The sequence below is a fragment of the Bradyrhizobium ivorense genome, assembly GCF_900696085.1.
GTDB classification, from domain to species: domain Bacteria; phylum Pseudomonadota; class Alphaproteobacteria; order Rhizobiales; family Xanthobacteraceae; genus Bradyrhizobium; species Bradyrhizobium ivorense.
Window position 1 is genome coordinate 144,093 of the sequence record NZ_CAADFC020000028.1, and the last position, 12,798, is coordinate 156,890.

Consider the following 12,798-nt stretch of genomic DNA (forward strand, 5'->3'; position numbering starts at 1 on the left):
CGCACCGGCCTAAGACGGTTGCTCGATTGCATCGACTCCCAACGGACCCGTCAGCATGACTGAACAACGGGACGGGTCCGGCATTCCCCGCGAACATAGCGCCATTGGAGGAAAACTTCCGCCACCTTCCGTCCACCAGAAGCTCGCAGCTGCTGAAGCATCCGGATGGCTCTGACGCAGCAGGGGTAACGAATCTTCAAATGTCGTTCCGGCCGTAACGATGCCGCGTATCGTCTCGCTGATTGCGAACGTGTTGGCAGGATTGTCTGCCCTGGCGGCAATTTGCGGCAAAGGCATCGCGTCGAGAGCGGTCGAGATATCGTCGAACGATTTGGCTTGATCAAGGGTCGAAAGCAGAAACGTCTCCGCTGCCGCGAACCATTGCTCCTGCGTATCTTGGTCCGGTGGCGGAATGCAATACGACGGATCAGCCATCGTCAGTAACGCCAGCGGATAGTAACGTCCGACTCCATCCACCGATGGCATCATTGCGCCGAGCACCGTCGCACCGCAAATGTCGGCACCAAGCCAGAAGCGCCACACGGGTGCGGTGAGGAACGCGTTCTGCCACTCGGCTGCGAGCTGATGACGGCTGGCCGACATGCAAGCTTGAATCCAGGGTTCCCAGACCTTGAGAAAACTATGCGGTGTTGCAAGCGCGATAAAATCGCGCTTGGCACTGAGTTTTCCGAACAAGCCACACCGCATGGCCTTTCAAATTCCGCTGGGGCAGCGGAACTCCCTCAAAGCGCTGAGGTTCAGAGGGTTCTTGATCGATCCGGTCGTGAGCTGATACTTGAGCTCTCGTCCGGCTACAATGAACGTGCTGCTGGCGGTTTCGGCGCGAACAGTCATCGAACCAGCCTCCAATATCCTGAACATCGACCATGGTCCGGTGCGTTCAAGTACGGATGGTTGGCTCGCAGCGTCATTGGTGACGGAGATTGCCGTCCTCATCGATGGCCCCGGCCATAGCACATTCGTCGGAGCTGCGCTCTGCGGTTGGGCCGGCTGCGTCGATGAGGGGGCGCCGGTACCGGCCGCCGGCGTAACGGGGCTTACGACGGCGGTGCCGGCCAACTCGATCTTGGCACTGGCGCCCTCGCCGGTGAGGGCGGGAGGCAGAACGGAGAGCGCCACCATTGGTTGATTCCCTCCGTTCTGAAAAAACGCGTCACGAATAAAGGCCGCGCGCTGGAACTGCTTCAACGTGTCGGCCGAAAGCGTATTGCCCACCGGGCTTTCCTTCCTCCATGCCCACTCGGATTTTGAGGTGTCGGCATAGGGGGTGAGGGACTGAGTGAAGAATTTGTCCAGAATGCCATTTGGGGCAAACAGTTTGGCAAAGTCTCCCAACGGCACGTCCTGATTGCTGCTGCGGGTAAATGGATAGCGATTGGTGATGATCTGCTGACAAATCGGCGTGACCTGATCGCGAAGCGCCACCAGCAATTGGCCCGCCGTCGAAGCTGCCATATCACCTTCGAACTCCGTCGCCGCGCCACGCAACATGTCCGAGAACGGCGGGGGCATCCTCGCGGCGTTGTTGCGGAGCGCCGCGACCTGAACCTGCAGGGCCGCATTCGCCTGCGCCGTCATTTGGGGATTCTCGACCATCAACGTCAGGCTTTGAGCGATATCGTTCAGGTTCGCGACAATCGAATCGATGGGCCTTCGTGTACTCTCGCCTTCGACAACGGCATGGAATGGCTTGAATTGGGCCTCGATCTTGGCGCCCGGGGGACCGTCCTGGGTATTGAACAGCAAGGCCTGTGACGGGGGCTTGGCCGGCGGAGAGGACGTGTTGCCGGTGTTTGCAGGCTTCGGCCGTTCGCGGGTCAAGACCGTTTCGTCACGGATCGATTCGAGCATCAGTCTGAGTGGCGAGTTTGGCGCCGAAACCGCACGCAAGGCCTGATATTTTGGCTTGTCGGCGAGCAGCTTCTTCATCTTCAGCTTTGTCAGAGCACCACGCCATGCTCCGATGAATTCGTTTCCGTACAGATCGAGGAGATTACTAGCCAGATTTTCATACTGTTGATTGAGCGCCGCTTGTTGGCCCGCTTCGCCCAAGACCCATCGATCGCGCTTCATCCGCTCTGCCAAGTCGGCCAATTTGGCGATGAACTTGTCTTGAAAGCCGTTGTAGGTAAAAAACGCGGGGACACTGATCGAATCGAGCGGCTGGCCCTGGTCCGCTTCGAATACGCTGGATGCATCAAGCCCACCCTTCCGCGATGCCACCCAGTCACCTTCTGCCGACCCTCGCGCTTCCGATTTGAGTAGCTGGTAGGCTCGCTGGGCGACGCTCAAGCGAGCCAGGGTCTTCTGAGCCTCTTGGACGAGACGACCATCAAGCTCCACCAGTGGCGGCTCTTCGGTTTCGAGGTCCAATAGAGCGTCAAGGTGCTCTTCGAGTAGCCGCCGACCTTCGGCGTTCGTCGGCCCAGGATAGAGATTCTCGGCCCAATCACGATGCATCCACGATTTGATGAGCTCGCGGTCAGGCGGCTGAACTCCGCCGAGCATCATGTACACCTTCAGAGGCTCATAGACGAAGCCCGCGTCGGCAAGCCGGGGATTGAGCTGCTCTTCGAGACGATACAGGAGACGGGGTCGAAACAATCGCTCGAGCGCGACGTGGTAGGCGTTCTGCGCGGATGACTGCAGGCGATCGCGCTGGCTAAGGCCAAGCTTTGCCGAAGTCGGGGTGGACGAAGCCCGGTTGCCGTATCCGACCGGCGTGTTCCGGAGGCGGTGGAGCAGCGGCAGGACCTTGTGTAACTCGCGGTCATCGATGACGGTCTGCTGCACCAGAGGCCCTGCAGCCGTCGCATATTCCTGGTCGGCCTGCTCGTTTTGCGCGATCAGGTCGCGGTTGTATTTGAAGCTCGTGAGCCAGGCGATTGACAGGCCGACAGAGATGAGGCCGACGATCGTCAACGCGATGGTCTTGAGGATCAGGGCGCGCCTGATGGCGGCGCGGTCCGTCGAAACCCAGTCGGCCTCTCCGATGATCACCTTGGAGATCAGATCGGTCAGAAAGAAGCTCTTTCCGACGCCGGAATATCCAGCGCGCGCGACCTGTTCTGCCCCGAAGGTTCGAGCGAGCGAGCCGATCAGCTGGTCGATCGGAGTGCCCTGCTGGGTTCCGGAGGTAAAATAGAAGCCGCGCAAGGTCGCGTTCACATGGTAGCGGGTCGGCTCGAAAATCTGGTTGAGAAAATTGAACACCACATGCTTGAGCCGGGCCATCTGGGTCGGAAAGCCGAACAGCAAGACCCGAAAGCCGGGCGATGGCTCTTCCTGGAGGCGATCGATCGTGCCCTCGTTGAGCCATTCCAGTAGCTGATCGAACTGGTTGGGCACCTCGCTTACAAGGTTCTTCTTCTTTATCGCGGTCTGGAAGGTGGCTCCAAAAACCTGACGGCGGCCGATCTCGTCAAGATAACTGAAATACTCCGCGAAGCCTGCGATCAGATCGGTCTTGGTGAAAAGTGCATAGACGGGAAAATCGACCTTGAGACGCTGATGCAACTCAAGCAGGCGAGCCCGGATCGCATTGGCATGCGCGGTTATTTCAGCCGTAGGCAAGGTCAGAAGATCTTCGACGCTGATAGCAACAATAACGCCGTTGATCGGCTGACGAGGACGGCTTTTCTTCAGAAGATCGAGAAAGGACTGCCAGCTTTGCTTGTCTGAAGCTGCGTCGGAGTCCTGGGTGGTGTAACGGCCGGCGGTGTCGATCAGCACCGCTTCCTCGGTAAACCACCAGTCGCAGTATCGGGTGCCGCCAACGCCGGAGACAGCGGTTGGCGTCGCGCCGTGAGACAGCGGAAACTTCAACCCGGAGTTCACCAGCGCCGTGGTCTTCCCGGCGCCCGGCGGGCCGATGATGACGTACCAGGGTAGATCGTAGAGATAGCCCGACTTACCGCCGCTGGCGGACTTGAGCGTCGCCAGGGCGTCCTTCATCCGCTCCTTGAGGATTGGCTCATCGTTGACTGGCGCACTCCCGCCGCCAGCTACCGCTTCGCCCATTTCCTTTGCGGCTTTCCGCTTCCGATAAAACGAGAAGCCGGCGAAGCTCGCCACTCCGGCCGTAAGCAACAGGAGCACGATGTCGCGAATGATCGGATTTCTGAGAGGCTGCCAGCCGCCGATCGCGACCAGCGGACCGGCGAAATAGACCAGGGACGCGAGCGACCCGAGGCCGATCCCGTAGAGGACGATGCGAGTGATGTCCTTGGCGATCATGACCCTCCGCCTTCCTTCATCCCCCTCAGTCCTCGCTTCGCGCGATGAAGATTTCGACGCGGCGATTGTTTGCGCGTCCTGCCGGCGTGGCATTCGTGTCGATCGGTGCGTCAGCTCCCTTTCCTTCGACCTCGACCCGGCTCCCGTCGGAAAGGCCACGCTTCAGCGTCGCCGCCGCGGCCTTTGCGCGCTCCAGCGAGAGTTCGAAGTTCGAAGGAAACCGCGCGCTTCTCATCGGAGTGTTGTCGGTATGACCGACCACGCGGATCTTCCCCGGTTCCTTGTCCAGCGTCACGGCAAGGCGGGCGGCCACGGGCTTGAATTGCTCCAGAACCGTCGCCTGCGCCGACTCGAACAGAATCAGGTTGCAGACCCGGATCACGATGAAGTTTCCGGCGTAGTCGGCGGTCATCTTGCAGGCCGTATTCTCGGCCGCCAGGGCGTTGCGAATTCGTTGCAGCTGCGTGATCCGCTCCGGTGGAGGCGGCGGAGGCGGCGGTGGAGGGGGCGCGATGATCTTTCGCTTCAGTTCGATCTTGTCGGTGGGGTGCAACGAGGAGGCGACTTGCGCGGCCTTCTCGGCGCTCGACGTCAACCAGGCGCGCAATGTGATGAAGCCGGCAAACAGAAGCGCAGCAGCGACGGAAGCCACCAGCCAGGTCGGAATTCGAATCCGGAGCCGGCGGCCGGCCAATGCCTGCCCGCGCCAGTGCGGCGATAGATCGCGTATGACCTTCGGATGAACCTGGCGAAGCAGCTCATAGAGATTGCGCTGGATCGTTTGCAATCCGGCCACGCCGCCCGCTGTGCTGCGGTGCATGCCCTGGAAGCCGAGTGCGAGGCAGGCATGCTGGAGTTCGAGTATCGGATAGTTTGTCAGCGGGTCCAGTTTCAGGCGGTCCAGAATTTCAAAGAAGCGCACTCCGCCGACCCGTTCACCGAAGAACCGGCTCAGCATGCTGTATTGGGCCCAGACATGCCGCTCGTCGGTTGGAATGTGCTGAACGATATCGTCGGCGGTCGCACACAGGATGTATTTGGCGGTGTTTGCCTGCTGTTCCGAGACGCCCGCTGATCTGATCTCCGTTTCGAAGAACTTCACCGCGTCTGCGACCTGATCCATCAGACTTGCGAATGACGCGCGCATCAGCGCCACGCGAAGCCGTCCCAGCAGTTGGAGGAGTGGCCCGGCGGCGCGCATGATCGGGTTGGAGTTCGGCGCAACGAGGTCGTCGACGCGCAGCACCGGGGCCGCCGGCAGATTCAGCTGGGACGATGGCTGGTTCTGCGAAGAGATCCACTCTTCCGGCTGGGGGCTTGTCGGAGCCGCAGCGAACGGCGAAGGCGTCGACAGTAGCGGCGCCACGGGTGGCGGGACTGGTTGGTGCTGCGACGCAGGCGGCGGTGATCCAGGGGTGACGGGAAGCGGGGTTGGTGAAAACGGACTCCGGGGATCCGGAACGCTCGGTCTCGACTCGCCCGGCGACGGCAGTGGAGAGGGAGATTGCGGCAACCTTCCGCCCGGGTTGGGACGGATAACCGTCCGCTCCTCGCGCCCGAATGGGTTTACCGGTTTGTCCCTGTCGCTCATCGCCGGTCTTCTAGAATGGCCCAGAGGTACAATTCGAGCTCCGGCCAGTCTCCAGAAAAATGCATGCCTATGGAGGGAGCAGTGCTGAAATCAGGCCAGAGCAGTGACTTTCTGTCCAGATAAAAATACACGTGGTCGGTGATCGCGCGGATATGCGGCGGAGGGGTTGGCAAATGCACCAAGGGAACGCCTGGAAGATTGGCGTGAACAATTTCGTTCATCTTGGTGTTCGGTCCGACCTTGAACAGGTGCGGAAAGTCGTTCTGAATTTCGACGAGGGGACGCCGCGCGGCCACCTCGAGCACGAACGTTGCATTGCGAAACAGCGTTCGATCGCGGATTGGGGAAATAAAGGCGTTCGCGGCGCGCTCGATAATTTCAAGACGAATTGCCCTGCGCCCAAGACGAGCGCTCAGGAAATCCTGTAAATCCCGCATCACAGGTCCGAAGACGTTCTCAAGGTCGTCCTGGTCATAAGCCGGATAGGATCGCGCGCGACGCTCGGGCGTCGCAAATGTCGCGAGCTCGCCGACCAGACGCAGAAATTCCTCGAACAATCGTTCAGGGTGCAGATACCCGGAAGAGCTGAAATGCTTCAGGACTGCGATATGGCGGTTCAACAATTGCAGAACAAAATAATCGGCGCTCTGCAATCCTCCTCCGGCAGTCGGGTCGGCAGCATAGCGCGCCAATTCCTCGAGCTTGTTGTCAATCCATCCAATCGCGCGGTCGATCCAGCCATTGACCACCGGATGGGCGCTGCACAGCAGCACCGGTGGTACGTATTTTTCGTCAAATACGATCTGTTTGTCCCTGACCTCGAGAATGCGGCTCACGCCAAGCCCGACGTAGCCGGGCTTGGCGGATTTCCGGAGCTCGTAGCCCAATCTGGGAAACGCGATATCGATCTCTTCTTCGAGACGGAGGGCTGAGCTGGAATCAACGAACGTTTCGGCGTTCAAAACGAAACGAGATGCGCTTTCGACGTCTCGGTCGTCGACCTCGCGGGTGTTCGCGGCCGCAACCGGAATCGATAGCCAGGCGATTTGTTGGGACGCAGTGTCTGGGATCACGATCGGCGGCGGCAGCGGACTGTCGGCCGGAATGTCGAACGGCGTACCATCCGGCATGACGCCGGCCGCCCGCCGCAACCCGAACTTGCTTTGCTGCGCCAGGTCCCGGTCGATCTCCAGGTAGGAGAACCCCCATGGATAAGGAGTGGCGTAGCGGACCCGCGATGTTAGGAGATGCTCATGGTAGCGGTCATTCTGCTGAAAATGCTGGGGCCGCAAGAACAGCCCCTCCGTCCATGCCACCTTGGTGTACCAGGACATTCTCGACCCATGTCAATTTCGCTAGGTCCAAGAAAATAGCGTGCTGGACCCGGTTTGCGTTATCGTCAGCTTACGCCAACATGCCATATTGAACTATCAGTCGCGTAAGTATCAATTCTCTCAGTGCTTGCTAAAACCAGTTTATCCTACATCGTTTCCGGCTCGGTCGTAACATTCTGCGAAGTAATCCATGAAGGCCCGGAGCATGCCGTCCTTATGATGCTGAGTCCGGGCCTGCCAACGCGCTACGTGAATGTCCCACAAGCGCGCCTTGTTGGAACTGACCATGGCGACCAAACCACGGTCGCTGGTGGATTTTGCTTCGATGTTGGCAGGGTCGAATTCCTCAATGACCAGCTTGAACGCCTGCTGCATGGCTATGTAGGTCTTGACCTGATGACGCTTCACGTCGTCAAAGCCTTGTGTCAGTGCGCCCCGGGCATCGAGGAAGCCGCGATTCTTCGAGCCGAACATGATGCGCAAGGCATCTTCGACCGTCGGGGCGAACTTGAGCGGATTGTTATCGAACGCCTGAACCGTGGTTTGGTCCGCACTCCGGGCAAGCCGCTTGGCTTGCTGACGCGCATCGAGAAGTTGTCTCATGTTTTCAATGACGAGAAGCGTCAATTGACCGAGCTGTTCGGCAAACTCGGCTGGATCACGCGCCGCGAACGGGTCATCGGACAGTCCTGCCCCGCGGGCAAACATTCGGTTGAAGTCCGCTCCTGCCCCTGAGGGTTTGCCGGTTCCCTTCTCGGCGACTGCTTCGCCATTTTCATTTGGAGCCGGCACCTCTCGCGGCTCGGGCCGCGTCGGTTGCGCCTGAATTCCGGAAGGCAGCGAAGCCGCTGACGGTTCGATCGGCTCCGCACCCCACACGTTTGGTTCGGCGGGAGCGGGCGAGGCACGCCGCGGATTTGGCAGGGGATTGATGGCTGGTTCTGCCGGGGGCCGCTTTGCAGGGGCATCGGCCCAGCTCTCGGCCGGTTCTACTTGTGGCTGCGCTGGTTTCAGACCTCGTGGCGCGCCCTGCGGACTGGAAGGCGGAACTTGGGCCGAAGGCACGTCCACGGCCCAGTCGAGAAAGTCCGGCCCGACGGGCCGAAGGTCACGAGGTCCCCGCAACTCCTTGCGGTCGATGGGAGGCGCGGCATCCTCGGTTGAAGTCCATAGCCCACCGTAATCCACGACTGGAGTGCCCGGTGCCGGCGTGCCGGCCGGCGTTGCGTCTTCATCGAGTTCGACCGCGATAATATAGTGCCCAATGGCAAATCGGTCACCGTTGCGCAGCAGGTGCGGCTCCTTTAGCCGGTTGCTGTCGCCTTGCAGAAAGGTGCCATTGGATGAGATATCGTGCAGCCAATAGCCGCCTTCCCGCCATCGCACCTCGCAGTGTCTTCCTGAAATGAGACGGCTCGGATCCGGGAGGGTCCAATCGAGATATTGGTTGCGACCGATATCAATGCCCCGCTTGCCCTGAATAGATATGCTGAGCGGACCGCCGTCCGGCAGACTCGTTTGGTTCTCTATCTTGAGCGTGAGTGCCATAACCGGCTTCTCTGCAGAGGATTAGTCTTTGGCATCGCGGCTAATTCTCGCCTGCCATTGACGATTTCGTCCAGTGGACTTTGAACGTATGTGTCGTTGCCCATTGTCTGCCGGTCATCCGTCCTGGACAATTCCGGTTTCAGCCAGCTTGATTCCATCCGTGATACATGACCGCAAACGTGTCAGGCGTTCGGGACTTCCGATCCGCGCTGCGCTGAGCAAGATTGCGATGCGGACGGCTCGCGCCGTCATGTACTGCGGAGTGGGGACCTGCTGGTCTCCAAGCACCTGAAATCCGCCGGCCCATCCCGCCGCGCGCGCCAACCAGGTCGAAGGGTCGTTTTGGTCGCCATCGCTCCCAATCTCGAATGCCTTCTGCCTGTTCTGGTCGTCGGGCTGATAGGCCCACGCTTCGGCGGCCAGCAATCCGACGGCGGGCTCCCGTGCGATGCCGCTGGCCAAGGCCCTGACACTCGCGCAGGCCCACCAGACCGCCTCGCGCCGTGGCAAGAGGTAGGCGCAGAATGCCACCGCCTCCGGAAGCTTGTCGTGCGACGACAATGCTCTCGCGAAGTCGACCGGAGGCTGGTCGGTCGGTTTTACGCTGACCTTCTGCGATACTTCGGGAAATGCGTCGAACAAGGCCTGAGCGGTCGCGAAACGGACTCGGGACATCAATGACCTCTGGCGTCAGCTTCCGGAGGATACGCAAAAAAATCAATGTATAACAAGACATTCGCATATTGAGCCCGGCGTCACAAGGGGCATCGGACCACTCGCGTCGCAAGGACGGTTCTACAAGGGTATGCCGCTGACAACGGCGGCGCCTGCAACCAGGAGTGGTGTGTTGAGCGTGGCGCCGATGTTGACCGCAGGAGCCATGATGTTGACCGCGGCCTCTCCATTGATGTTGATCACGGGCGACAGCATCGAGATCGACGCCGGCGTGATCTGGATGCTGCTCATGCCGAAGCACACAGTGAGGTTGATCCCCATCATCGCGTCCACGGTCTGCTGCCCGATATCGAGAGTGATGGTTTGATTTCCCAGCAGGAGTTCCACGGTGTCGTTGCCCTTCTGGATCGTCCATGACCGGTTGCCGCCAACCGTCCAGGTCTGGTCGCCTCCCAGGGCAGGTGAATCCAGCTTGACCACGCCCACGGTACCGGTCTGGTTGGCATTGATGGTCACGAGGTGATCCGCCTGGGCATGCATGCGGATGAATTCGCCCCCCTTCTTGTCCTCGAACATGAATTCATTGTAGCCGTGGTCACCCTTTGAGGACTCCGATTTGGTCCCGGACTGCGTCTTCTTGCCCGGCAGATTGTAGGGCACTTTGTTGTCGCCGTTGTAGACGCATCCCGTAACCAGCGGCCTGTCAGGGTCGCCTTCAAGAAATTCCACAACCACCTCCATGCCGACCCTTGGAATAAACTGGGTCCCCCATTTCTTGCCCGACCAGGCATGAGCCACGCGAATCGGGCAGGACTTCTGCGGCTCGCGATCCCAGAAGAACTGAACCCAGATGTGCGCGTCCTCGTCGGTCGAGATTTCCTCGCTTTCCTCGCCTTTCTTGCCGACCACTTTGGCTGTCTGAATGCCGCAGATGACCGGCTTCGGGGTCACGGGGAGCATACGGAAGGGGCGATCGCTCGGCTGCAATTCATAATTCCCATAATAGACTTGCTCCTCGGGGGCCCCGCCTCCGAACCCGGTGCGGTAGTGCTGGGTGCCATATCGATGTGAACATCGGACCGCGAGGAATTCGCGATTCTCCGAAGCAATTGGATGTCGTTCGACGGTGAAGAGGGTGCCTGGAAACAGTGAAGCGGCGTCGCCATCGACATAGCGGCGGTGATCAAATGACTGTTCGGCCTCGAGCCTGAACTTCGAAAACTTGTTTCCCTTGCTCAGCTCGTCGTATTTTCCCGGATAGTCATAGACCTCGAGCTTTGAATGCTGGTACCGCTCCGATCCTTCATTGGGAGCTCGGAGCTTCTTGCTGGGCTTGGTCGGGTCGTAGTCATTGAATTCGATCTTGCCGGTGCGAAAGCGGCGCTCTGAAACCCAGGCGCCGAGCAATTGATCGAGGTGCAGTTCGGTCCCTTGCAAGGGCAGGTAGGGTAGCGTGGGAACGTCCGGGTTCTTCCGGTGGGAGGAGCGTGCATCAGCCATCACCATGGTGTGCTTGCCCTCACGGTGCTCGAAGAAATAGTAAATGCCGTAGAGCTCCATCAAGCGGGAGCAGAATGCCAGATCGGACTCTCGATACTGAACGCAGTAGGGGATCTTGTCGTAGTCCGCGGTGAGACGGAATTCGAAGTCGGGAAATCCGCCCTTCGTGAAAACCTCTTCGATGATGTCCTTGACTTTCTTGTCGAGAAAAATGCGGCAATCGGCCTTGTAGCCCAACAGGTAGAACCACGGGCGCAGCACCAATCGGTAATGAAAGAAATCATCCGTCTTTCCGACCCATTGGGCTCGTGTGAGAATGCCATCGAAAAAGCGGAACTTCCCCTTATAGGCCTTGAGCTTGATCGTGCACGACTTGCCGAGCGCCGCGTCGAAGTTGATGTCGCCTTGCTCGCTTAGCGCGTCGATCTGGAATTCAAATAGTTCGCCAAGTCCTTCGACCCCGGTGAATTGGGTCAGCACTAGCTTGTCCTTGCCCAGCGGTGTGGTCAGTTCTGCGACGACGTCGGTTTGAGTAAGCGGTGCCATTGAAAAATCCTCGTCTCGTCTTCTGCGCCAATATCGGCGACGATATCGAACTGCCAATTAGTAGTCGAGCGGGCGTCAATCGCCGCGTCAAAACTGATCAAGACAAAGCGACGCGGCGGCTCGACTTTGTCGTCCACAAACTTGAACCAATCCTCAAGTTCGCCGACATAATTCAAGGTGATCTCTACGAGCTATCGCGAGACGTCGTGTTTCGCGCCTGTGGGGGAGCTATGGAGTTCCAGACACCCAAGGGACGCAAGCTTACCGAGCTTTGTATCGATTCGTCGGCAGACGGTTCAGGAAGGGGCAGGAGGATTGCATTGCGGTGCAAATTTCCGCCCGGCGACAAGAACCCTTCCTTGTCCTGCTCACCCAGCCTCAAGATCGTCAGTCAGAAAGTCCACCGGCACGGCATCATCGATTTCGTCATCGAGGTGGTTCTGCTCGGTGTGAACCAGCGTATCTCATACGTCATCATGCAGTACGATACGACGTCGTTCGGAACGAGCTATCGGGCGGACGAGACGTTGAGGATCACACTGGGACAGGTGAGCAAACACGCCAACTTTGAATCCGACCTGTTGGCTCAAATGCTTGGAATGAGCTCTGACGCGGACCATCTGCTTGCCTACTACCGTGTTTTGAATGCCAACAATAATCAGGAACTGCCAAGGGATCAGTGGGACGCGCTGAGCGACAATCCGCTGAAGCAGAACACTGGACCGGATCCAAAAAAGTGGAATTGTGGCGGCGCGCTGATGACGTTTGGGGCGGTGTATGCCCCGCGGCATTACGTCAGCGGCGCTCAATTATATTACAGGACCCCGAGTCCATCGAAGCTCTCGGCAGTTCATTTCAAGAAGGAAACGGTCGCTGCCGGGGCGAGGAAGATCAGGCAGCAATTGAAAAACGGCAACTTCGTGCAGGTGTTCGTCGGCCACAACGAGGACTTGACTGTCGAGGGTGGCATCATAAAGCCAAGCAGCAACACCCATTACATCACCTTGTTTGGGGCGAGCGCGAGTGGGAACGAATTCATCTTCTTTGATCCCTGGCCGACGGGCTCGATTATGACCTATCAAAGCGGCATCATGGGACCGGTTAAGTCGGTGTTTATGGGGACGATCAATTTCGTGGAAAGCGAGGGAAAGATCCGATCGCCAGACGTCGTTTCGGGCCGTCATAAATACGTGATACTCACCGGGCCCTAGCGTCAGCGTACTGGTCCGTTTGGCTCGTCGTCTTGCAACCATGGCCTCTGCGCTCGCGGACGTTGAGTCTCGAAATACGGAAGCTCTTGGCAATGTTCTGCATCGGGCAATCCGGCGTTGAGTTGTTCGCCACGAT

The 12,798-nt window shown here is 59.0% G+C and carries 8 protein-coding genes; 1 reads left to right on the forward strand and 7 read right to left on the reverse strand.

The window, feature by feature from the left end:
• Positions 1 to 9 precede the first annotated feature (9 nt).
• The 7 genes from tagF to CI41S_RS31880 form a co-directional block, all read right to left on the reverse strand.
• Positions 10 to 696, reverse strand: a complete 687-nt coding sequence (tagF, locus tag CI41S_RS31850; protein ID WP_244626749.1) for a type VI secretion system-associated protein TagF — start codon at positions 694 to 696, stop codon at positions 10 to 12.
• 18 nt (positions 697 to 714) lie between these two features.
• Positions 715 to 4,257: a type VI secretion system membrane subunit TssM gene (gene tssM, locus CI41S_RS31855; RefSeq protein WP_139863071.1), complete on the reverse strand. Its 3,543-nt coding sequence runs from the start codon at positions 4,255 to 4,257 to the stop codon at positions 715 to 717.
• Positions 4,258 to 4,282: 25 nt separating this feature from the next.
• Positions 4,283 to 5,503, reverse strand: a complete 1,221-nt coding sequence (gene tssL / locus CI41S_RS31860; protein WP_244622421.1) for a type VI secretion system protein TssL, long form — start codon at positions 5,501 to 5,503, stop codon at positions 4,283 to 4,285.
• A gap of 341 nt (positions 5,504 to 5,844) precedes the next feature.
• Complete coding sequence (tssK, locus tag CI41S_RS31865) at positions 5,845 to 7,182, reverse strand: type VI secretion system baseplate subunit TssK (RefSeq protein ID WP_139863072.1); 1,338 nt, start codon at positions 7,180 to 7,182, stop codon at positions 5,845 to 5,847.
• A 141-nt stretch (positions 7,183 to 7,323) separates the two neighbouring features.
• On the reverse strand, positions 7,324 to 8,730 hold the full coding sequence (gene tagH, locus CI41S_RS31870; RefSeq protein ID WP_139863073.1) for a type VI secretion system-associated FHA domain protein TagH: 1,407 nt from the start codon (positions 8,728 to 8,730) through the stop codon (positions 7,324 to 7,326).
• Positions 8,731 to 8,844: 114 nt separating this feature from the next.
• Entirely contained in the window at positions 8,845 to 9,372 is a 528-nt protein-coding gene (locus tag CI41S_RS31875; protein WP_139863074.1) for a DUF6931 family protein, read from the reverse strand.
• A gap of 153 nt (positions 9,373 to 9,525) precedes the next feature.
• Entirely contained in the window at positions 9,526 to 11,451 is a 1,926-nt protein-coding gene (locus CI41S_RS31880; RefSeq protein WP_139863075.1) for a type VI secretion system Vgr family protein, read from the reverse strand.
• On the opposite strand from CI41S_RS31880, the gene CI41S_RS31885 reads away from it, so the two are divergent.
• Entirely contained in the window at positions 11,445 to 12,662 is a 1,218-nt protein-coding gene (locus CI41S_RS31885) for a hypothetical protein (RefSeq protein ID WP_139863076.1), read from the forward strand. The genes CI41S_RS31880 and CI41S_RS31885 overlap by 7 nt on opposite strands.
• The last annotated feature ends 136 nt before the right edge of the window (positions 12,663 to 12,798 follow it).

What these genes read in the sequence shown, in the direction of transcription:
- tssM (WP_139863071.1), bottom strand. Translation starts at nt 4,257, where the DNA reads ATGATCGCCAAGGACATCACTCGCATCGTCCTCTACGGGATCGGCCTC.
- tssK (WP_139863072.1), bottom strand. Translation starts at nt 7,182, where the DNA reads ATGTCCTGGTACACCAAGGTGGCATGGACGGAGGGGCTGTTCTTGCGG.
- tagH (WP_139863073.1), bottom strand. Translation starts at nt 8,730, where the DNA reads ATGGCACTCACGCTCAAGATAGAGAACCAAACGAGTCTGCCGGACGGC.
- CI41S_RS31880 (WP_139863075.1), bottom strand. Translation starts at nt 11,451, where the DNA reads ATGGCACCGCTTACTCAAACCGACGTCGTCGCAGAACTGACCACACCG.